Here is a 20,450-nt window from a genome sequence, read left to right as displayed (position 1 = left end):
AATCAGCCTCAAAAATTGAGCGGAATCAGCCACTTCTTCTTTCAGTTCCAGCTTCGCCAGCACAGGCCCGCGGCCCGGCGGGGCCAGTGCGCCGTGCCGGCACGCCACTCCCGGGCGCACCATGCCCAGAACAATCGAAGCACCCCAAAAGCAAAAAGCCCGATCTTGCGGACCGGGCAAATGCTTGAACGAAATCAGTGGTGGCCAGGGACGGAATCGAACCGCCGACACGCGGATTTTCAATCCGCTGCTCTACCAACTGAGCTACCTGGCCGAAGAGGTGTGCATTATAGCCTGTATTCCTCATGCGTCAAGCGCTTTATATTCTTCTTCAGAGGCCTCGGGCAAATCGACAAAGAACAAAAGGCGGCAAGCCCGTGCTTGCCGCCTTTTGCATTGCGTCTTCCGCAGCCCTTCCCTCATGACGGAAGGGCTGTTTTTGCAGAGACTTAGTGGCTCGAGGCCGATGCAGCGCCAATCCCGGTCTCGGAACGCACGCGCTGGGCCAGGTAGCCGGCGCGGTCGGCCTTCGCACGGGCGCTGTTGTCGAGGATCGAGAACAGCCAGATGCCGAGGAAACCTGCCGTCATCGAGAACAGCGCCGGCGAGGTGTAGGGGAACAGTGCCGACCCCTTCGGGTTGCCCAGCGTCGCTTCCCACACCGACGGCGACACCACGGTGAGGCCCACGGCCGTGATCAGGCCAAGGAAACCGCCGATGGTGGCGCCACGCGTCGTGCAATCCTTCCACAGCACCGACATGAACAGCACCGGGAAGTTGGCCGATGCTGCGATGGCGAAGGCCAGCGACACCATGAAGGCGATGTTCTGCTTCTCGAACGCGATGCCCAGCACCACGGCGATGATGCCCAGGGCAATGGTGGTGATACGCGAGACACGCAGCTCCGACGCGGAATCGGCATTGCCCTTCTTGAACACCGTGGCGTACAAGTCGTGCGACACCGCCGAGGCGCCCGACAACGTCAGGCCCGCCACCACCGCGAGAATGGTCGCGAAGGCCACCGCCGACATGAAGCCGAGGAAAACGTTGCCGCCGACCGCGTTGGCGAGATGGATCGCCGCCATGTTGCCGCCGCCCTTCAGCGCGCCGCTCGGCTCCAGGAACTCCGGATTGTTCGACACCAGCACGATCGCACCGAAACCGATGATGAAGGTCAGGATGTAGAAGTAGCCGATCCAGGTCGTGGCCCAGAACACCGACTTGCGTGCTTCCTTCGCATCCGGCACGGTGAAGAAGCGCATCAGGATGTGCGGCAGGCCCGCGGTACCGAACATCAGCGCCATGCCGAAGGAAATCGCCGAGATCGGATCCTTGATGAACGAACCCGGCCCCATGATCGCCTGGGCGAGCACGCTGGCTTCTTCCGGCGACTTGCCGATCGCGACCGCGGCATCGGCCTTGACCTTCACCGAAGCGGCGAACAACTGCTCGGGCGAGAAGCCATAGTTCATCATCACGATGAAAGCCATGAAGGACGCACCCGACAGCAGCAGCACGGCCTTGATGATCTGCACCCAGGTCGTGGCCGTCATGCCGCCGAACAGCACGTAGACCATCATCAGCGCGCCGACGATGACCACCGCCATCCAGTATTCGAGACCGAACAGCAGCTTGATCAACTGGCCCGCCCCCACCATCTGGGCGATCAGGTAGAAAGCCACCACGACCAGCGTGCCCGATGCGGCGAAAGCGCGGATCGGGGTCTGCTCGAAGCGGTAGGCGGCCACGTCGGCAAAGGTGAACTTGCCGAGGTTGCGCAGCTTTTCCGCCATCAGGAAGGTGATGATGGGCCAGCCGACGAGAAAGCCGATCGAGTAGATCAGGCCATCGTAGCCACTGACCATGACCGCGGCGGAAATACCGAGAAAGGATGCGGCCGACATGTAGTCGCCCGCGATGGCCAGACCATTCTGGAAGCCGGTGATGCCGCCGCCGGCAGTGTAGAAGTCAGCGGCCGACTTGGTCTTGGCCGCCGCCCACTTGGTGATGAACAGGGTACCGGTGACGAACGCGGCGAACATGATGATCGCGGTCCAGTTCGTCGCCTGCTTTTCGGCCTGGCCGAGGTCGCCGCCGGCCGCCAGTGCGGCTGCGGACAGGAGGGCAAGGGCGAGACCGCCGCCCAGACGTGCGTAACGGCCGATCATTTGCCGCTCTCCTTGACGATTTCTTCAGTCATGGCGTCGAACTCCGAGTTGGCGCGACGCACATAAATGCCGGTAATGATGATGGTGAACACGATTACCCCGAAACCGACCGGAACACCGAGCGTCATCACGCCTTCGCCCAGGCGCTGATGAAACAGCTCCTTGTCGAAGGCGATGATCGCGGTGTAGCCGTAATACACGACCAGCATGATGATCGTGAGCAACCAACCGAAGCGCGTACGCGTACTTACGAGGCGCTGGTACTTCGGGTTGGCGACGATCTTCGCCACCATATTGCTTTCCATGTCTCCCTCCTGCTTGTTTGAACGGACCGGACACTGACCGGCTACGCTCAAATTATGCGAAGACACTTACGGCGTGCTTACAGGGTGTAAAAAAGTTTCTTTTATGCAGTTTTTTTGATTATTTATTGACCGTGATCAAACAACCCGCCTGTTTCGCCCTCCCTGCAGGGGGTCGAACAGGCGCTCACCCCAGCGGATAGACGTCTCCGTGCACGGGAGGGGGCGCCTGCAGATGGCTGCGCGGGAAGACGACCCGCGCGAGCGTGCCCTGCCCCGCCGGGTTGGCATCCAGCGTCACGGTGGCGCGATGGAGCTCGCCAATCTCGCGCACGATTGGCAGCCCCAGGCCAGAACCGTCAGCGCCGCTGCCCAGCACGCGATAGAAGCGTTCGAACACACGCTCCCGATCAGCCTCGGGGATACCCGGCCCGGTATCCTCGACTTCCAGGATGGGCGACCCCGCAAAGCGCGTCCGCACCGTCACGTGCCCGCCGCGCGGCGTGTACTTGATCGCGTTGTCCACCAGATTCTTGACCATTTCACGCAGCAGCACCGGATTGCCCTCGACGCGCAGCTCTCCATCGCTTCCTTCCGCGCCGAGATCGATATCCTTCGCCTGCGCACGCGGGAACAGCTCCAGCGCCACTTCCCGCACGACCGTGCCCAGGTTCACCGGCTCGACCGCATACAGCTTCTCGAAACTCGCCTCGGCACGGGCCAGCGACAGCAACTGGTTGATGAGGTGGGCCGCGCGATCGGTACTCTCGGCGATGTGGGCCAGCGACAGGCGCAACTGCTCGGGGTCGGTCTCATGCAAGGCCAAGTCGGTCTGCATTTTCAGCCCGGTCAATGGCGTGCGCATCTGGTGGGCCGCATCGGCGATGAAGCGCTGCTGGGCCTGCAGATTTTCCTCCAGGCGCGCCATCATGTCGTTGAAGGCGACGATCAGCGGCCGCACCTCCTCCGGCACGCTCGCCGGCTGGACGGGCGAGAGATCGGTCGGGCGCCGCCGGCGAATCAGGCTCTGCAGCCGGTTGAGTGGCGTGATGCCGCGCGACAGTCCGACCCAGACGAGCACCACGGCCAACGGGATGATGGCGAACTGCGGCAGCAGCACGCCTGTCACCACGCGCGAGGCGAGGTCGCCGCGCTTGTTGCGCGTTTCCGCCACCTGCACCAGTACCAGCGGCGAACCCTCGCCTTCGCCCGGACGCAGCATTCGATAGGCGATCCGCGTTTCCTCGCCATGGATGGTCTCGTCGCGGAACAGCACGTCCTCACCCGCCAGGCTGACCGGCCCCAGCGGCCTCGGGATGTCCGGATCGCCGGTAATGACTACGCCGTGCTCGTCAGCCACCTGGAAGTACAGCACATCATCCTGATCCGCGCGGAACAAGGCACGCGGCGGCGCCGGAAAACGCACGGCCGGCTTCCCGTCCTCCAGCACGACCATGCGGGACAGCGTACGGACGCCGTCTGCCAGTGCAAGGTCATAGGGCTGGTTGGCGATGTTGTCGGCGACGTTATGCGTGATGATGATCGAAATCGGCCACAGGAACAGCAAGGGCGCGAGCAGCCAGTCGAGGATCTCGCCGAACAGCGAATTCGGCGGCCCCGCACGCTTCGAGCCCGATGCCGCCTTGTCAGGCCTTCGTCGCCGGCGCCGCATCCGAGTTCTCCAGGCAATACCCCAGCCCGCGAACCGTCACGATGCGCACACCGCTATCCTCCAGCTTCTTGCGCAGACGGTGCACATAGACCTCGATGGCGTTGCTGGAGACCTCTTCCCCCCAGCCACAAAGATGGTCCACCAGCTGGTCCTTGCTCACCAGCCGCCCCACACGCAGCAGGAAGACCTCCAGCAGGCCGATCTCGCGCGCCGACAGTTCGAGTACCTGCCCATCGACCTTGACCACGCGATCGGCCTGGTCGTAGGACAGGCGCCCCAGCTCGAGACAACGAGCCTGCCCCGTACCACGGCGCGTCAGCGCGCGCACGCGCGCCTCCAGCTCCGGCAAGGCGAACGGCTTCGTCATGTAGTCGTCCGCGCCCGCATCGAGGCCTCGGACACGGTCATCGACGCCGTCCTGCGCAGTCAGGATCAGTACCGGCAGCGCCGACTTCCTCGCCCGCAGGCGCTTGAGCACCTCGATCCCCCCCAGCCGCGGCATGCCGAGGTCGAGAATGAGCAGATCATAGGGCTGGGAGGCCAGGGCCGCGTCGGCATCGGCGCCGTTATCGACGTGATCCACGGCATATCCATTGCGCTTGAGGGCACGGCCGATGCCATCGGCGATCACGGGATCATCTTCTGCCAGGAGGATGCGCATGAAATTCCGGATGTAAGTTACGTGTAAGCGGATGCGCCTAGCATCGGCTCCGCTGTTCTCCTTTTGCTCGGTCATCGGAAGCGCATCGGCCCTTTGCCGGCACGCGCTTCAGGGAGCGGCCCGGATACATCCGGTCGTCGCTCCCTACCGATTTTTAGCCGGGACGAGAACACCCTGGCCCTGTGTTCCACCCAGGCCCCGGTTCTGTCTCGCCCCCCGGGCTCCGCGCCCGGCCCGCCGTGCTCCCGCCTCCCCGCACTCGCCCTGGCAACAGGCAAGCGCCACCGATGCGGTGGAAGCGTCCAATTATCCCACGGTTTCCAGCCAGATCGGCAACGCCGCCCTGGCCTCTCGCGCCATGCGCCGACAGCGGCGGACAGACCCCATACGACGAAGGCCCCGCTTGCGCGGGGCCTTCGCTGAACGACGGGCCGCAAGCCCCGCCCAAGCGGGGCCTGCCGGCAAGGCATCACATGCCCATGCCACCCATGCCGCCCATACCACCCATTCCGCCCATGTCGGGCATGCCGCCAACCGGCTTGTCTTCAGCCAGTTCACCGACCATGCAGTCGGTGGTGAGCATCAGGCCGGCGACCGAAGCGGCATTCTGCAGCGCGGTACGGGTCACCTTGGTCGGATCCAGCACGCCCATCTCGACCATGTCGCCGTACTCGCCGGTGGCCGCGTTGAAGCCGTAGTTGCCCGAACCTTCGACGACCTTGTTCACCACCACGCTCGGCTCGTCGCCAGCGTTGGCGACGATTTCGCGCAGCGGCTGCTCCATCGCGCGCAGCACGATCTTGATGCCGGCGTCCTGGTCGTGGTTGTCGCCCTTCAGGCCGTTCAGGTTGGCGCGGGCACGCAGCAGCGCGACGCCGCCGCCCGGGACGATGCCTTCTTCCACTGCAGCGCGGGTGGCGTGCAGGGCATCCTCGACACGGGCCTTCTTCTCCTTCATTTCGACTTCGGTCGCGGCACCGACCTTGATCACTGCGACACCGCCGGCCAGCTTGGCCACGCGTTCCTGCAGCTTCTCGCGGTCGTAGTCGGAGGTCGCTTCCTCGATCTGCACGCGGATCTGCTTGACGCGGGCTTCGATGCGCTCGGCTTCGCCGGCACCATCGATGATGATCGTGTTTTCCTTGCCCACTTCGATGCGCTTGGCCTGGCCCAGATCTTCCAGCGTGGCCTTTTCCAGCGTCAGGCCGACTTCTTCGGCGATCACCTGGCCGCCGGTCAGGATGGCGATGTCTTCCAGCATGGCCTTGCGGCGGTCGCCGAAGCCCGGGGCCTTGACGGCGCAGGTCTTCAGGATGCCACGGATGTTGTTCACCACCAGGGTGGCGAGCGCTTCGCCCTCGACGTCCTCGGCGATGATCAGCAGCGGACGGCCGGCCTTGGCGACTTGCTCCAGCACCGGCAGCAGATCGCGGATGTTGGAGATCTTCTTGTCGAACAGCAGAACGAACGGGTTGTCGAGGATCGCGACCTGCTTGTCCGGGTTGTTGATGAAGTACGGCGACAGGTAGCCGCGGTCGAACTGCATGCCTTCGACGACGTCGAGTTCGTTGTTCAGCGACTTGCCGTCTTCGACGGTGATCACGCCTTCCTTGCCGACCTTGTCCATCGCATTGGCGATGATGTCGCCGATGTCGCTGTCGGAGTTGGCCGAGATCGAACCGACCTGGGCGATTTCCTTGTTGGTCGAGCACGGCTTGGACAGCTTCTTGAGCTCTTCGATGGTGGCGGCGACGGCCTTGTCGATGCCGCGCTTCAGGTCCATCGGGTTCATGCCGGCGGCGACGAACTTCATGCCTTCACGCACGATCGACTGGGCCAGCACGGTGGCGGTGGTGGTGCCGTCACCGGCGATGTCCGAGGTCTTGGAAGCCACTTCCTTGACCATCTGCGCGCCCATGTTCTCGAACTTGTCCTTCAGTTCGATTTCCTTGGCCACGGACACGCCGTCCTTGGTCACCGTGGGGGCGCCGAACGAACGCTCCAGGACCACGTTGCGGCCCTTCGGGCCCAGGGTCACCTTGACCGCGTTGGCGAGAATGTTGATACCGGCGACCATGCGTTCACGGGCGGAATCACCAAACTTGACTTCTTTAGCTGCCATTCTTAGAACTCCAGAATTTATTCAGGTTAGCGCTTCAGGGATACGGGAGAAGGCTCAGCCCTCGACCACGCCCATGATGTCTTCCTCGCGCATCACGAGGAGCTCTTCGCCTTCGACCTTGACGGCCTGGCCGGCATACTTGCCGAACAGGACCTTGTCGCCCACCTTGACGGCCATCGGACGCACATTGCCGTCATCGAGGATCTTGCCGTTACCGACTGCCAGGACTTCGCCCTGATCGGGCTTTTCGCCTGCGCTGTCTGGGATCACGATGCCGCTGGCGGTCTTGCGTTCGGCTTCCAGACGCTTGACGATCACGCGATCGTGCAGGGGACGAATCTTCATCGAGTTCTCTCCTATCTACGGTTCAACTGTTTGGGTTGCTTGGTTGCGGGCCAGCCCGCAGAAAATTCGCAGTGGCCCCAGGGCGCGGCGACTTCGCCGTTGCCCGAAGCTTGTTAGCACTCACTGCCAACGAGTGCTAATAATAGGGACGGGGTCCGGGGATTTCAAGTGCGGCGGGCGTGAATATCGACACGCCTGGAGGGTTTGATTCATACGGCATTCTCGTCGAGCACCACTGAATCGTGAGTTTTCCCGGCCGCCGCCGGCCGCCTCTGCACGCCCCGCACGCAAGAGATGCCAAACGTGGACCGCGCCGGCTACCGGCCCTACGCCCAACGACAGGATGGTTTGGGGGCACAATGGTCCCTGCAACGGCACTTTCGCTCCGTCTCTCGGCGCCATCTTCATGTCCACTCCCCTCCTCCGCCCCGTTCTCCGCTTGCTCATGGCCGCGCTCGTGCTGCTCGGCGCCATTGCAGCTACGGCGAGCGAAACCTGGCAGGGCGCAGCCTTCGAAGGCGACCGCGCCAACCTCGAACGCTTGGCCAAAGCCGGCGCCAAGGTCGTGCGCGTCTATCGCGCCAACGACGCCTGGGTGCTGGACGAGGCGGAGCGGCTGGGCATGAAGGTGGTGATGGGGTTGTGGCTGGAACATCCACGTCACGGTTTCGACTACACTGACGCCGCCGCGGTGCGCGCACAGGAAGAAGCCGTGCTCGACTTCGTCGTCCGCCACCGCAACCACCCGGCGCTCCTCGCCTGGGGTGTGGGCAACGAGATCGAGACCGGCGTCGCCGATCCACTGCCACTGTGGCGCGAGCTCGATCGCCTCGCCGGCCTGGTGAAGCGCCTCGACCCCGCGCACCCGACCCTGATGGTGGTCGCCGACACCGGGATGGACGCCTTTCGCACGCTGGCCGGCTGCTGCCCCAATGTCGACCTGCTCGGCATCAACGTCTATGCCGGCGCGGTGTTCGACCTGCCGCAGCGCCTGCTCGCGGCGGGCATCGCCAAGCCGGTGGTGGTCGCCGAGCTCGGTCCGCTCGGCCAATGGCAGGCAGGGCGCAAGCCCTGGGGCGCGCCGGTGGAACTCACCAGCACCGAGAAGGCGCGCTTCTTCACCGAAGCCCTCTCTTTTCTGAAGGATCAGCCGCAGATCCGCGGCGCCTTCCCCTTCCTGTGGGGCGCCAAGCAGGAACAGACTGCGACCTGGCACGGCCTGCTGCTCACCGACGGCAGCGAGACCGCGATGACCGACGCGCTCGCCGCGGCCTGGGGGCGGCCGGTGGCGAAGCCCGCACCGGAAATCCGCGGCATCGGCATCGGCGCGGACGAATTCGCCCCTGGCGTGGAAATTTCCGCGGGCGTCGACGCCGTCGCTCATGATGGCTCGGCGCTGACGACCGAATGGACGGTCCTCGCCGAAGCCACTGATTTGCGCAAGGGCGGCGACGCCGAGGCGCCTCCGCCCCGCACCGAGGTCCGAGTGCGGCAGGCGGACGCGGCCACCGTGCGCTTCGTGGCGCCGGCCGCGCCGGGTGCCTACCGCCTGTTCATCACCATACGCGACCGGAACGGCAAGGCAGCGACTGCCAATCTGCCCTTCAGGGTCCGCTGACCGCAAGCGCGGGCTGAACACCCCCCTCCACAGGCAGCGGACAGCACCATGGCCAAGCACTCCGCCAGGTACGCAGCCAAGGATGATGAGCGCCGGAAAACTCGACGCTGCATGACACAATGTGCCGACGATTCAGCCCGCCCCCCTTTCCCATGTCCGACGATCGACGCCTCTTCTCTCCTTCCACCGAACGGAACCGCGGGTACATCCTGGAAGTCTTGCGGCGGGTGCTGCCGGATACGGCCACAGTACTGGAGGTCGGCAGTGGAACCGGAGAACATGCCGTGCATTTCTGCACGCACATTCCGGGACTTCGCTGGCAACCGACCGACGGCGACCGCGGCGCGATCGGCTCGATCACGGCCTGGATCTCGCACGCCGGCCTGTCCAACATCGCCTTGCCGCTCGAACTCGAACTGCACGACGAAACCTGGCCGCTCCAGCACGCTGACGCCGTGGTGGCAATCAACGTGCTGCACTATTCCCCGTGGTCGAGCACAGCGGCGCTGTTCCGCGGCGCGGCCCGCATCCTGCCGGACGACGGCGTCGTGTATTGCTATGGCCCCTACCGCCGCGGCAACGCACACACTGCGGCGTCCAACGCCGCTTTCGACGAATGGCTGCGCAGCATCGACCCCCGTTTCGGCGTCCGCGACCTGGAGGCCGTGGAGGCCGAAGCCTGCAGACATGGTTTACGGCTGGACGAACTCGTCGAGATGCCTGCCAACAACCTCAGCCTCGTGTTCCGGCGCCGCGCCTGACCGCTCCAGGACGATTGCCGCTTCGTACGCCGGCGCTCAGAAAGCGATCGCCACCCCGAAGTGCAGCCGCAGCTTGCGCTCCTCGTGCCCCCAGGCAAGGTCGATCGCCAACGGCCCGGCCGGGCTGCGCCAGCGTGCGCCGACGCCATATCCCGCGTGCAGGTCGAAATCCTCGCGCGTGTCGGCCGCATCCCCGGCATCGACGAACACGGCCGCCCCCCACTGCGGCCGGAACCAGCGCACGTACTCCGCACTCATCGTGCCGAGGTAGCGCCCACCGACGGTCGCCTCTCCCTCGCTGACCCCCAGGCTCTGGTAGGCATAGCCGCGTACCGACTGCGCACCGCCCGTCCGGAACAGGAAATCCTGCGGAATGCCCTCGCGCGAATCGGCCAGGGTCACGCCGGCCTCACCACGCAGGATGAAGACGTCGCGTTCGCCCACGGGCTGGTAGCGTACGGCACGCCCATACACACGAACGAAATCGCGGTCGGCGAGCGCAACCGCCGCACCGCCGCCAAGCTGAAATTCGAGCACGTGGCCGTGCGTGGGGTCGAGCAGATCGTCGACCGCGCGCTGGATCCAGGTCCAGTTGACGGTCAGCGTGTTCTGCGAACTTGCTTGGGCGCCATCGGGCCGCATGCGTTCATGCTGCAGGCGCAGTGCGAGCTGGGTCTCGATGTCGCCGCGCACCGTGGTGCGCGCCACCCCGACCGCCTGGGACTCGATCCGGAGGCCTTCGAGATCGCTGCGATCGACGAGGGCACCGAAACTGTCCCGATGGCGCCCCGATGGCGGCAGGAAAACATCGGCATAAGCAGACTGGCGGCGCTGCTCGAGGCGCAGGCCCGTAGACAATTCCCAGCCACGGCGCAGCAGATTGGCATCGCGATAAGTGGCTTCGACGCGAAAGCCGGTGTTGCTTGAAACGCCCGCACCGAAGCCGATGTACCTGGGCCGCGCCTCGGCCACCTGAACCCGCACCGGGACGGCAGCGGCCAGGGCCGGATCGCGGTCGATATCCACGATCACAGAGGCAAAATGCGGGGTGTTCTGCAAGCCCGTCTGGAACGCCAGCAATTCCTCGCGATCATACGGCGCCCCGGCCTTCAGGCGGCTGTAGCGCTGTACCAGATCGGCGGGCAGTTCCTGCAGGCCGCTGACCTCGAGTTTCCCCAGGTAGAAGGCCGGGCCGCTGTCGAGCGTGATGCTCAAGCGCACCGACGCCGCCTCCGGATCGACCTCGGCACGGCTGGCAACGATGCGTGCGGCCGCATAGCGCCGCGCGGCAATGGCATCGAGCAAGGCCTGCTTGGCCGCATCCCAATCCGCCTGGCGGAAAGGCGCACCCGCCGGCAGGCTCCAACGGGCACGCAACGCGTCGAGGTAGACCGCCCCGCCCTGCTCCTGCTGCCCACCATCCTCCCGCGCCAGCGCCACCTCTCCTTCGAAGGCGATCGACACCTGCTCGACTCGCGCACGCGGCCCCGGCTCGACTTTCAGCAGCCAGCGCCCGGCTTCGCTGCGATCGATGCCGATCACCGGCGAAAAATAGCCCTCGGTGGCGAGCAGTTGCTCCACCTCGCGCCGCGTGCGGCGCACCATCGCGCTGCGATCGGGCGCGGCCTCGGGCAGCGCGAGTTCGTCACTGCGCAGCAAGCGCACATGGCGTTCGAGCAAGGGACGCACCTCGTCCGGCGCCTCCAGCGCCACGTCCAGCGCCTGCTGTGCAGAAGCGGGCAGGGCCGCTTGCAGCGCCGCACCCAGCAACAGCGATACGAAGCCCTTGCGAACCCCCATGCGCCGCGATCAATCCTCTCGATGGTATGCGGTGACGCGCTCGACCTCGGCCTTCGAGCCGAGGATGACCGGCACGCGCTGATGGAGCGCCCGCGGCTGGACGTCGAGGATGCGTTCGCGTCCGGTCGTCGCCGCGCCGCCGGCCTGCTCGACGAGCATCGCCATCGGATTCGCCTCGTACATCAGGCGCAGCTTGCCGCCCTTGTCGCGGCACTTTTCGTCGAGCGGATACATGAAGATGCCGCCGCGGGTCAGGATGCGGTGCACGTCGGACACCATCGACGCCACCCAACGCATGTTGAAATCCACGCCGCGCGGCCCCGCCGCCCCCTGCTGCAGTTCGCCGATGTAGCGCTGTACCGGCGCTTCCCAGAAGCGCGCATTCGAGGCGTTGATGGCGAACTCCCGTGTTTCCTCGGGAATCGTCATGAAGGGTTGGGTATAGATGAAACTGCCCATCTCACGGTCGAGCGTGAATGCATGCACGCCGTGGCCGACCGTCAGCACGAGCTGGGTCGCCGGGCCATAGACCGCATAGCCCGCCGCCACCTGTTCGCGTCCGGGCTGCATGAAGCTCTCTTCGGTCGGGCGTTCTCCGCCCGGCGGCATGCGCAGCACCGAGAAGATCGTGCCCACCGAAATGTTGACGTCGATGTTCGACGAACCATCCAGCGGATCGAACAGCAGCAGGAAACCGCCGGTGGGATAGTCGAAAGGAATCTGGTGAACGGTCTCGACTTCCTCCGAGGCCATCGCCGCAAGGTGGCCGCCCCACTCGTTGGCCTGCAGCAGGATCTCGTTGGCGATGACATCGAGCTTCTTCTGCGCCTCGCCCTGCACATTGTCGGTGCCGGCCTCACCCAGCACGCCGGCGAGCGCTCCCTTGGAGACATTGACGCTGATGGCCTTGACTGCCCGGGCGACGACCTCGATCAACAGACGCAGGTCGGCGGTAATGCGACCGGCACGCTGCTGCTCGATCAGGAACTGGGTGAGGGTGACGCGACGCATGAGGGGACTCCGTGAATGCGATGAATGCTGACAGCAGCGAATTATCCCGGTTCCTCGCGTTCCGCGCACGGCAAAATGGCCACCGCGTGACAGCCGCCTCCCCCCAGGAGCTTTCCTCCCGCCCTGGAACGGCCTGAAGACAGGAAATTGTCTCGAACGGTTTCATCGGGCGCATCGGACGGCTATGATCGCCCCTCGGCCGCGGCGGGAACCTCACCTTCGAAGCCCGACTCGTACAGCCGTCTCTCAACCTGTCCCCACTTTATGCATGTCATGGTTCTCGGCGCCGGCGTCACCGGCGTCACGACCGCCTGGTATCTGCGGCAGGCGGGGTTCGAAGTCAGCCTCATCGACCGCCAGCCGGGCGCCGGCCTCGAAACGAGCTTCGCCAACGGCGGCCAGATTTCCATCAGCCATCCAGAGCCCTGGGCCAATCCCTCGGCGCCCTGGCTGGCCTTGCGCTGGCTGGGGCGCACGGATGCGCCGCTCAAGCTTCACCCGGCACGCGATCCGGCCCAATGGCGCTGGGTGATCGCCTTCCTGCGCGAATGCCTGCCCTGGCGTACCCGCCACAACACCGCCGCCATCGCTGCCCTCGCCGTCTGGAGCGGACACTGCCTGGCAGAACTGCGGGACACGACCGGGCTGGAATACGAACAGCGCACCCGCGGCATCCTGCACCTGTTCAACAGTACGCGGGAATTCAGGCATGCCACGCGCCGTGCGGCGGAACTGGCACACTTCGGCATCGAGGCCCGTGTTTGCTCGGCAGCGGATTGCGTCGAGATCGAGCCGGCGCTGGGCTTCCGGCACGGCCACCTCGCCGGGGGCATGTATGCGCCCGGAGATGAATCAGGCAATGCGCATCTCTTCACCCAGGCGCTGGCGGAGCGGCTGGGGCAGGCAGGCGCGCGGCTTTACTGGAACACCCGGATACTGCACTTGAATCATCGCAACGGGCGGATCGATGGTGTCGACATCGCGGATGCGGCTGGCCGCAAAGGCGTACTGAGCGCCGACGCGTATGTCGTCTGCCTGGGCAGTTACAGCCCGCGGCTGCTCGCCCCGCTCGGCATGCGCCTGCCGATCTACCCGGTAAAGGGCTACTCCATCACCGCCCCGCTCACAGAGCCCGCCAGGGCCCCGGAAGTCAGCCTCACCGACGAGTCCCGGCGCATCGTGTGCTCGCGCCTGGGCAACCGCCTGCGCGTTGCGGGCACAGCGGAATTGAATGGCTTCGACACCCGGGTGAGGCCGGAACGCATCCGCCCCCTGGAGGAATGGGCAAGGCAGAACTTTCCCGGCGTGATCGACGAGACCCGGATCACTCCCTGGGCCGGACTGCGCCCCGCGACACCGGGCAATCTGCCCTTGATCGGCAAGGGACCCTGCCCGAAGCTGTGGCTCAACACCGGCCATGGCACGCTGGGCTGGACGCTTGCCTGCGGTTCGGCGGCCGCACTCGTGCAATTGATGCGCGGCGAATGGCCCCCGATCGCCTACCCTTTCCGCTGAAGTTTCCGTAGCCGGCCGCTTCGGGGACAGCAGAGGGCCGGCGCGCTTTCGCTCAGGCGCACGCAGCCTTGTTGTCGGCCGTCAGCGTGGCACAGGCACAGCCGGCGGACGACTTCGCATCGTCCTCCCCGCCCGGAGCGAAACACGCCGTCTCCACGTCGTAGCCGACGCTATTGAGATGGAAGGCCAACGCCGCATCCATGCCATTGGTGTGGTTCTCGAACCACGCAGGCAGTTCCTGGATCAGCCGCTTGGCGAAGAACATGTCGCCATTGGCCACACGCTTGCGGATGTCGTGCAGAACAGCCAGTACGCGTTCATGTTCGGCACGATGGCAGCCGGGGAAATCCACCGCCTCCATCCAGCGGTTTTCCTGGGCGAAGTGCGCTTCGGTATGCGCCACGAAAGCATCGTAGGCGGCCAGGAAATCCTCCGGCGCGGCAGCGGCGACCACGTTGTAAAGCTCGACGAACTCGCGATGCGTGTCGTCCATCCGTGCAAGGCCATTCTCGAGCTGCTCGTTCCAATCCAGGCTCGGCATGGGAACTCCTTATTTGACGACGGTCAGGTGGGACGGACGCGGGCGGCGCGGCGCGTCGTCGGCCGATTTCGCAGCTTCCTCGCGGACCTTGGCCGCCGCATCCCCCATCTCCTCCACGGCCACCGGACCTTCGCCACCCTCGTCCTGCGGGACGGACGCGAGCCCGTCAGCTTCGTCCTCATCCTCGAACTCGGGCTCGAAGGCCATGCCTTGCCCGTTCTCGCGCGCGTAGATCGCGATCACATTGACGACCGGAATGGCCAGCGAATGCGCTACGCCGCCGAAGCGGGCCTGAAAGGTGATGAAATCATTGGCCATCTGCAGATGGCCGGTAGCCTCGGACGACAGATTGAGCACAATCTGGCCATCGCGGGCATAACCGGGCGGCACGCGCGTCTGCTCGTCCACCAGGGCGGCGAGATAAGGCGTGAATCCCTGGTCGACACACCATTCCCAGATGGCGCGCAACAGGTAAGGCTTGGTCGATACGGTGCTCATGGGGTTTCCATCAGGCGATGCCGCACGCCGGGCGCGCGGGCATCGCGGGTTGGACGACAATCAGCGGCGCATCACCTTCTCGGAAGGCGTCAGGGCGTCGATGAAGCCCTGGCGGCTGAAGATGCGCTCGGCGTACTTCATGAGCGGCGCCGCAGCCTTGGGCAGTTCGATGCCGTAGTGCTCAAGGCGCCACAGCAGCGGCGCGATGGCCACATCCAGCATCGAAAACTCGTCGCCCAGCATGAACTTCTGCTTGGTGAAGATCGGCGCCAGCTGGGTCAGTTGGTCGCGGACATGGCCGCGGATCTTGTCCACACCCTTCTGGTTGGCCTCGAGCGCCTCGAGGTGCGAGAACAGTTCGTTCTCGAAGGTATGCAGCAACTGCCGCGCGCGGGCGCGCATGATCGGGTCGGGCGGCATCAGTTGCGGATGCGGGAAGCGCTCGTCGATGTATTCATTGATGATGTTCGACTCGTATAGCACGAGATCGCGGTCTACCAGCACCGGCACGCGGTTGTAGGGATTGATGACAGCGATGTCTTCGGGCTTGTTGTAGAGATCGACGTCGATGACTTCGAAGTCCATGCCCTTCTCGAACAGGACGATCCGGCAGCGGTGGCTGAAAGGATCGGTCGTGCCGGAATACAGATTCATCATGGTGTTGCCACTCCGGGGATACAAAAGCAAAAGCGCACCGCGCGAAACCGCGCGGTGCGTCTGGGGTAGGACTGCGTCAACAGGCCTGGCGGCCGGTCGCGATTTCGATCAATGAATGTCCTTCCAGTAGTTCTTTTTCAGCGCATAGGCCAGCACGAAGAAGCCTGCCAAGAAAATCAGTACGACAGTACCGATCGCCTTGCGTTTCTCGGCCACGGGCTCGCCCATCCACACGAGGAAGGAGACCAGGTCGGCGACGGCCTTGTCATACTCCTCCACCGACAGCTTACCGGGCTTGGCGAGCGACAGTTCGACATGCTTGGAGCCGTTTGCGTTCTGGGTGACCTTGGCCACCTGCTCGCCCTGCAGCTCCCACAGCACGTGCGGCATGCCGACGTTCTCGAAGATCACGTTGTTCCAGCCCGTGGGACGCTCGGTATCACGGTAGAACTGGCGCAGGTAGGTGTACAGCCAGTCCGCGCCGCTGCCATCGCCGGAGGCACGCGAACGAGCGATCACCGACAGGTCGGGCGGCGCGGCGCCGAACCATGCCTTGCCGTCCTCGCGCTGCATCGCGATCTTCATCAGGTCGCCGACCTTCTCGCCGGTGAACAGCAGGTTGTCGCGAATCATCTGCTCGGACAGGCCGATGTTCTCCAGCTGGTTGTAGCGCACGTAGGATGCGCCGTGACAGTTCAAACAGTAATTGACGAACAGTTTGGCGCCATGCTGCAGTGCAGCCGGCTCCGTGCTCACCGGCGCCTTGTCGAGATTCACCGAGGCATCGGCCGCCAGCGCAAGCGCCGGGGCGAACAGCAACACGGCCGCCGCACGCTTGATGAGATTGATCACGCGCATTTTCATTTGAAGTTCACCCTTTCCGGTTCGGCCTTGCACTTGTCGAGCTTGCTGTACCACGGCATCAGCAGGAAGAACGCGAAGTACAGCACCGAGCAGATCTGCGACACCAGCGTACGCCCCGGGGTCGGGGGCAGCACGCCCAGGTAGCCCAGGATGAAGAAGCAGACGACGAAGATGGCCACGGCGATCTTGAAGATCGGCCCCTTGTAGCGGATCGACTTCACCGGGCTGCGGTCCAGCCAGGGCAGGAAGGCGATGATCACCACCGACGCGCCCATCGCCACCACGCCCCAGAACTTGGCGTCGAGGCCGAACAGCGGGTAGGTGACCGCACGCAGGATCGAGTAGAAGGGCGTGAAGTACCACACCGGCGCGATGTGCGGCGGCGTCTTCAGCGGGTCGGCCGGGATGAAGTTGTTGAACTCCAGGAAGTAGCCGCCGCCTTCAGGCGCGAAGAACACCACCGCGCTGAAGAAGAACAGGAAGGCGACGACGCCGACGATGTCCTTCACCGTGTAGTACGGGTGGAAGGGGATGCCGTCGAGCGGAATGCCGTTGGCATCCTTTTTCTTCTTGATTTCCACGCCGTCGGGGTTGTTGGAACCGACTTCGTGCAGCGCGATGATGTGCGCGGCGACGAGGCCGATCAGCACCAGCGGCACGGCGATGACGTGGAAGGAGAAGAAGCGGTTCAGCGTGGCATCGGACACCACGAAGTCGCCGCGGATGACCAGCGACAGGTCGGGACCGATCACCGGGATCGCCGAGAACAGGTTGACGATGACCTGTGCGCCCCAGAACGACATCTGGCCCCACGGCAGCAGGTAGCCCATGAAGGCCTCGGCCATCAGCACCAGGAAGATCAGCGTGCCGAAGATCCAGATCAGTTCGCGCGGCTTGCGGTAGGAGCCGTACAGCAGGCCGCGGAACATGTGCAGGTACACGACGATGAAGAACGCCGAGGCACCGGTCGAGTGCAGGTAGCGGATCAGCCAGCCGCCCGGCACTTCGCGCATGATGTACTCGACGCTGGCGAAGGCTACCGGCACGCCGGCGGCGTTCAGCGACGCATCCGGCTTGTAGTGCATGACCAGGAAGATGCCGGTCAGGATCTGGATCACCAGCACCATCAGCGCCAGCGAGCCGAAGAAGTACCAGAAGTTGAAGTTCTTCGGGGCGTAGTATTCGGTGAGATGCCCCTTGATGGATGACGTCAGCGGAAAACGCTCGTCGATCCAGTTCAGCACAGCCTGGGATTTGGTCGTCATCGCTTATGCCTTCCCGTCTTCGCCAACAAGAATGGTGGTATCCGCGAGATAGTGGTGCGGCGGAATTTCGAGGTTGTCCGGCGCTGGCATGCTGCTGAACACGCGGCCGGCGAGATCGAAGATCGAACCATGGCAGGGGCAGAGGAAGCCGCCGGGCCAGTCCGCGCCCATGCCGCTCTCGGCGCCCATCTTGAATTTCTCGGACGGGGAACAGCCCAGGTGGGTACAGATGCCGACCGCGACCAGGTACTCAGGGTTGATCGAGCGGTGCTTGTTCTTGGCATAGTCCGGCTGCATCGGCTTGTCGGACGCGGGATCGCTGACCTTGTCCTCGGTCTTGTCGAGAGACGCCAGCATCTCGGACGTGCGGCGCAGGATCCACACCGGCTTGCCGCGCCACTCCACCGTCATCATCTCGCCCGGAGCGAGCTTGCCCACATCCACCTCGACCGGCGCACCGGCTGCCTTGGCACGCTCGGACGGCGTCAGGCTGGCAACGAACGGCACCGCTGTTGCCACAGCGGCGACACCGCCTGCGGCGGACGTCGCCAGCAGCAGGGTGCGGCGGCCGCTGTCCATCTTTTGATCAACGCTCATGACCCTCTTCCCTGAAAGGAAAACGAAAGACCCGGATACAAATAACTGCGGAATTATAGCGGAGTCACTGCAGCAGAGAAAGCTCAAAGGCCGGATCACCAATCGGAACAAGGCTTTCCGCGTGGCGTCGATGCGACGAAAGGCCGCAGCAGGCAGCATTTCTGCTGCAGCGCAAAAGCCGTTCAGACCGAGCGCCGTTCGACCAGCGCCTGGGCAATCGTTCCTGTGTCCGTATGCTCGAGCTCGCCGCCGACCGGCACCCCCCGTGACAGGCGGCTGACCTTCAGCCCCCGTGCAATCAGCAGGCTGGCGACGGTGTGGGCGGTCGCTTCGCCTTCATTGGTGAAGTTGGTGGCAAGAATGACTTCCTCGACCTTGCCATCCGTTGCCCGCGCGATCAGCTTGTCGAGCTTCAGTTCGCGCGGCCCGATCCCATCGAGCGGCGACAAGCGCCCCATCAGCACATAATAGAGCCCGCTGTAGGATTGCGTCTGCTCGATCATGGCCAGATCGGCGGGCATCTCGACCACGCACAACAGAGACGCGTCGCGGCGCGGGTTAGCGCAGCGCTGGCAAACGGCGTCCTCGCTGAAGGTATTGCAGCGCTCGCAATGGCGCAGCACCTCCAGCGCATGCGCAAGTGCGCCGGCGAGCCGGCCTGCGCCACGCTGGTCGCGCTGCAGTAGATGGTAGGCCATGCGCTGAGCCGATTTCGGCCCGACGCCGGGCAGGCAGCGCAGGGCCTCGATCAGCTCGTCGAGGCTGGAAGGCGACACCGCCCCGCCTCCGTCAGAACGGCAGCTTGATGCCGGGCGGCAGGTTCAGGCCGGCGGTGAAGCCCGACATCTTCTCCTGCGTCGTGGCCTCGACCTTGCGCACCGCGTCATTGAGCGCGGCGGCGACGAGATCCTCCAGCATTTCCTTGTCGTCCATCACCGAATCGTCGATCGACACGCGGCGCACGTCATATTTACAGGTCATCAGCACCTTGACCATCCCGGCGCCGGACTGCCCCTCGACCTCGACCGAAGCGAGCTGGTCCTGCATCTTCTTCATGTTTTCCTGCATCTGCTGGGCCTGTTTCATCAGGCCGGCGATTCCGCCTTTCATCATGTTGCGCACTCCACTGAAAATTGATCGGGGGGATGTAAGAATGTGCCGTGTAGCGGTTCAGAGCGGCTTTACGCTGCTCTCGACCAGCGTCGCATCGAAACGTTCGATCAGCTCGCGCACGAAGGGGTCGGCCTCGAGCGCCGCGACCGCCTCGGCATGGCGGGCCCGGCGCTCGATCTCGTCGCGCTGGGCCGGGGTTTCTCCCGCGATATCGCCGACGTCGATGCGGACACGGGTCGCCCGCCCCGTCGCACTGCCGAGCATGTCCTCCAGACGTTCCACTGCGGCACGGTTCATGTCGAGCAGGTGACGGTGCGCGCTCGACAAGCGCAGGCGCAGCTCCTCACCGTTGAAATCCACCCACTCGCAATGCTGGGCAAGCTCGCGGACCAGGCCACCGAGCTCGAGGGCGCGGATCGCGCCACGCCAGTCGCCCATGGCCAGCAGGGCAGGCATGTCGCCGCTGGCGCCGCCGGGTGCGGACGCAGCCGACACAGCGGATGCAGGCCGCGGCGATTGCGCGCCTGCCTCTGCTTCCACCGGAGGAGTATCCGGGGCGCCCGGCAGCGTCTTCGGCGCCGCGCGGCCGCGCACGGCAGGCTCGACCGCCGCCCCTGGCGGCATCGCCTCGGGAGCCGCGTAATCCCCTGCGTAGGCCTCCGGCGGCAGATCCTCCCATGGCGGCACGTCGTGGTCGCCGTGAGCGCCCCCCGCAGCCGAACCGGCACCGGGCTCCGGCCGCGGGGATTCCTGCGCAACTACGCGGGGTGCGGGGCCATCCCCGGGGCGGGCGGCGGCATCCGCCACGCGCCCCACGGCGGGAGCGCCCTTCCCGACGGAGGAAACTGCGGCGGGCGCGGCGGTACGCGGCGGAGGCGCGGCACCCGCAGCAACCGGCGCTCGCAGCGCGATTGCCGCATGCGCTCCGCCAGGCGGCTCG

General features: G+C 65.0%; 20 protein-coding genes and 1 tRNA gene. 3 read left to right on the top strand and 18 right to left on the bottom strand.

Features of this window, described 5'->3' with window-relative positions; translation table 11 throughout:
* Window positions 1–198: 198 nt before the first annotated feature.
* The 7 genes from C666_RS01645 to groES all read right to left on the bottom strand — a co-directional run bounded on the left by C666_RS01645 (window position 199) and on the right by groES (window position 7,270).
* Window positions 199–274, bottom strand: a tRNA-Phe gene (locus C666_RS01645).
* A 175-nt stretch (window positions 275–449) separates the two neighbouring features.
* Complete coding sequence (locus C666_RS01640; protein ID WP_004332940.1) at window positions 450–2,168, bottom strand: cation acetate symporter; 1,719 nt, start codon at window positions 2,166–2,168, stop codon at window positions 450–452.
* Complete coding sequence (locus tag C666_RS01635; RefSeq protein ID WP_004332938.1) at window positions 2,165–2,473, bottom strand: DUF485 domain-containing protein; 309 nt, start codon at window positions 2,471–2,473, stop codon at window positions 2,165–2,167. The genes C666_RS01640 and C666_RS01635 overlap by 4 nt, the downstream gene beginning before the upstream one ends.
* A gap of 184 nt (window positions 2,474–2,657) precedes the next feature.
* Window positions 2,658–4,142: a sensor histidine kinase gene (locus C666_RS01630; protein WP_004332936.1), complete on the bottom strand. Its 1,485-nt coding sequence runs from the start codon at window positions 4,140–4,142 to the stop codon at window positions 2,658–2,660.
* Window positions 4,117–4,803, bottom strand: coding sequence for a response regulator transcription factor (locus tag C666_RS01625; protein ID WP_004332935.1), 687 nt, complete (start codon window positions 4,801–4,803; stop codon window positions 4,117–4,119). Before C666_RS01625 ends, C666_RS01630 begins: the two co-directional genes overlap by 26 nt.
* A gap of 469 nt (window positions 4,804–5,272) precedes the next feature.
* Window positions 5,273–6,925 (bottom strand): chaperonin GroEL, encoded by a 1,653-nt coding sequence (gene groL / locus C666_RS01620; protein WP_028792158.1) that lies wholly within the window; start codon window positions 6,923–6,925, stop codon window positions 5,273–5,275.
* Between the two features lie 54 nt (window positions 6,926–6,979).
* The gene (groES, locus tag C666_RS01615; RefSeq protein ID WP_004332931.1) at window positions 6,980–7,270 is read right to left on the bottom strand and encodes a co-chaperone GroES; all 291 of its coding nucleotides are present in this window, start codon (window positions 7,268–7,270) and stop codon (window positions 6,980–6,982) included.
* Between the two features lie 445 nt (window positions 7,271–7,715).
* Here groES and C666_RS01610 point away from each other — a divergent pair, with 445 nt between their 5' ends.
* Complete coding sequence (locus tag C666_RS01610; RefSeq protein WP_004332929.1) at window positions 7,716–8,888, top strand: glycoside hydrolase family 2 TIM barrel-domain containing protein; 1,173 nt, start codon at window positions 7,716–7,718, stop codon at window positions 8,886–8,888.
* Window positions 8,889–9,007: 119 nt separating this feature from the next.
* Complete coding sequence (locus C666_RS01605) at window positions 9,008–9,649, top strand: DUF938 domain-containing protein (RefSeq protein ID WP_306415760.1); 642 nt, start codon at window positions 9,008–9,010, stop codon at window positions 9,647–9,649.
* A 36-nt stretch (window positions 9,650–9,685) separates the two neighbouring features.
* Here C666_RS01605 and C666_RS01600 read toward each other — a convergent pair whose 3' ends face one another.
* Window positions 9,686–11,449, bottom strand: coding sequence for an autotransporter assembly complex protein TamA (locus tag C666_RS01600; RefSeq protein WP_004332924.1), 1,764 nt, complete (start codon window positions 11,447–11,449; stop codon window positions 9,686–9,688).
* 9 nt (window positions 11,450–11,458) lie between these two features.
* The gene (locus C666_RS01595; RefSeq protein ID WP_004332920.1) at window positions 11,459–12,460 is read right to left on the bottom strand and encodes a class 1 fructose-bisphosphatase; all 1,002 of its coding nucleotides are present in this window, start codon (window positions 12,458–12,460) and stop codon (window positions 11,459–11,461) included.
* A 264-nt stretch (window positions 12,461–12,724) separates the two neighbouring features.
* On the opposite strand from C666_RS01595, the gene C666_RS01590 reads away from it, so the two are divergent.
* Window positions 12,725–13,975, top strand: a complete 1,251-nt coding sequence (locus C666_RS01590) for a D-amino acid dehydrogenase (protein WP_004332919.1) — start codon at window positions 12,725–12,727, stop codon at window positions 13,973–13,975.
* Between the two features lie 52 nt (window positions 13,976–14,027).
* Here the strand turns inward: C666_RS01590 and C666_RS01585 are convergent, their stop codons facing one another.
* From C666_RS01585 to C666_RS20285, 9 genes are all read right to left on the bottom strand, one after another.
* Window positions 14,028–14,516: a hemerythrin domain-containing protein gene (locus C666_RS01585; protein ID WP_004332918.1), complete on the bottom strand. Its 489-nt coding sequence runs from the start codon at window positions 14,514–14,516 to the stop codon at window positions 14,028–14,030.
* Window positions 14,517–14,525: 9 nt separating this feature from the next.
* Complete coding sequence (locus C666_RS01580) at window positions 14,526–15,014, bottom strand: ClpXP protease specificity-enhancing factor (protein ID WP_004332916.1); 489 nt, start codon at window positions 15,012–15,014, stop codon at window positions 14,526–14,528.
* Between the two features lie 60 nt (window positions 15,015–15,074).
* Complete coding sequence (locus C666_RS01575; protein ID WP_004332914.1) at window positions 15,075–15,671, bottom strand: glutathione S-transferase N-terminal domain-containing protein; 597 nt, start codon at window positions 15,669–15,671, stop codon at window positions 15,075–15,077.
* Window positions 15,672–15,779: 108 nt separating this feature from the next.
* Complete coding sequence (locus C666_RS01570; RefSeq protein ID WP_004332912.1) at window positions 15,780–16,535, bottom strand: cytochrome c1; 756 nt, start codon at window positions 16,533–16,535, stop codon at window positions 15,780–15,782.
* Window positions 16,532–17,800 carry a cytochrome b gene (locus tag C666_RS01565; RefSeq protein WP_004332909.1) on the bottom strand — a complete coding sequence of 423 codons (1,269 nt, stop codon included), beginning with the start codon at window positions 17,798–17,800 and terminating at the stop codon, window positions 16,532–16,534. The genes C666_RS01570 and C666_RS01565 overlap by 4 nt, the downstream gene beginning before the upstream one ends.
* 3 nt (window positions 17,801–17,803) lie before the next feature.
* Window positions 17,804–18,397 carry a ubiquinol-cytochrome c reductase iron-sulfur subunit gene (petA, locus tag C666_RS01560; protein WP_004332907.1) on the bottom strand — a complete coding sequence of 198 codons (594 nt, stop codon included), beginning with the start codon at window positions 18,395–18,397 and terminating at the stop codon, window positions 17,804–17,806.
* 182 nt (window positions 18,398–18,579) lie between these two features.
* Window positions 18,580–19,173: a recombination mediator RecR gene (recR, locus tag C666_RS01555; protein ID WP_004332905.1), complete on the bottom strand. Its 594-nt coding sequence runs from the start codon at window positions 19,171–19,173 to the stop codon at window positions 18,580–18,582.
* Window positions 19,174–19,186: 13 nt separating this feature from the next.
* On the bottom strand, window positions 19,187–19,510 hold the full coding sequence (locus C666_RS01550; RefSeq protein WP_004332903.1) for a YbaB/EbfC family nucleoid-associated protein: 324 nt from the start codon (window positions 19,508–19,510) through the stop codon (window positions 19,187–19,189).
* 57 nt (window positions 19,511–19,567) lie between these two features.
* A partial coding sequence (locus tag C666_RS20285; RefSeq protein ID WP_442478143.1) for a DNA polymerase III subunit gamma/tau C-terminal domain-containing protein occupies window positions 19,568–20,450 on the bottom strand: 883 nt, incomplete at its 5' end.

This window comes from Thauera linaloolentis 47Lol = DSM 12138, from assembly GCF_000310205.1.
Lineage (GTDB): Bacteria > Pseudomonadota > Gammaproteobacteria > Burkholderiales > Rhodocyclaceae > Thauera > Thauera linaloolentis.
This window is presented reverse-complemented; position numbering and strand designations above follow the sequence as displayed.

Bases quoted from the DNA above. Each gene is read 5' to 3' on its own strand.
- groES (WP_004332931.1), bottom strand. From the start codon at position 7,270: ATGAAGATTCGTCCCCTGCACGATCGCGTGATCGTCAAGCGTCTGGAA.
- C666_RS01570 (WP_004332912.1), bottom strand. From the start codon at position 16,535: ATGAAAATGCGCGTGATCAATCTCATCAAGCGTGCGGCGGCCGTGTTG.
- C666_RS01550 (WP_004332903.1), bottom strand. From the start codon at position 19,510: ATGATGAAAGGCGGAATCGCCGGCCTGATGAAACAGGCCCAGCAGATG.
- C666_RS01595 (WP_004332920.1), bottom strand. From the start codon at position 12,460: ATGCGTCGCGTCACCCTCACCCAGTTCCTGATCGAGCAGCAGCGTGCC.
- C666_RS01605 (WP_306415760.1), top strand. From the start codon at position 9,008: ATGTGCCGACGATTCAGCCCGCCCCCCTTTCCCATGTCCGACGATCGA.
- C666_RS01635 (WP_004332938.1), bottom strand. From the start codon at position 2,473: ATGGAAAGCAATATGGTGGCGAAGATCGTCGCCAACCCGAAGTACCAG.
- C666_RS01585 (WP_004332918.1), bottom strand. From the start codon at position 14,516: ATGCCGAGCCTGGATTGGAACGAGCAGCTCGAGAATGGCCTTGCACGG.
- C666_RS01610 (WP_004332929.1), top strand. From the start codon at position 7,716: ATGGCCGCGCTCGTGCTGCTCGGCGCCATTGCAGCTACGGCGAGCGAA.
- C666_RS01600 (WP_004332924.1), bottom strand. From the start codon at position 11,449: ATGGGGGTTCGCAAGGGCTTCGTATCGCTGTTGCTGGGTGCGGCGCTG.
- C666_RS01590 (WP_004332919.1), top strand. From the start codon at position 12,725: ATGCATGTCATGGTTCTCGGCGCCGGCGTCACCGGCGTCACGACCGCC.
- C666_RS01625 (WP_004332935.1), bottom strand. From the start codon at position 4,803: ATGCGCATCCTCCTGGCAGAAGATGATCCCGTGATCGCCGATGGCATC.
- C666_RS01640 (WP_004332940.1), bottom strand. From the start codon at position 2,168: ATGATCGGCCGTTACGCACGTCTGGGCGGCGGTCTCGCCCTTGCCCTC.
- groL (WP_028792158.1), bottom strand. From the start codon at position 6,925: ATGGCAGCTAAAGAAGTCAAGTTTGGTGATTCCGCCCGTGAACGCATG.
- C666_RS01580 (WP_004332916.1), bottom strand. From the start codon at position 15,014: ATGAGCACCGTATCGACCAAGCCTTACCTGTTGCGCGCCATCTGGGAA.
- C666_RS01565 (WP_004332909.1), bottom strand. From the start codon at position 17,800: ATGACGACCAAATCCCAGGCTGTGCTGAACTGGATCGACGAGCGTTTT.
- C666_RS01575 (WP_004332914.1), bottom strand. From the start codon at position 15,671: ATGATGAATCTGTATTCCGGCACGACCGATCCTTTCAGCCACCGCTGC.
- C666_RS01630 (WP_004332936.1), bottom strand. From the start codon at position 4,142: ATGCGGCGCCGGCGACGAAGGCCTGACAAGGCGGCATCGGGCTCGAAG.
- petA (WP_004332907.1), bottom strand. From the start codon at position 18,397: ATGAGCGTTGATCAAAAGATGGACAGCGGCCGCCGCACCCTGCTGCTG.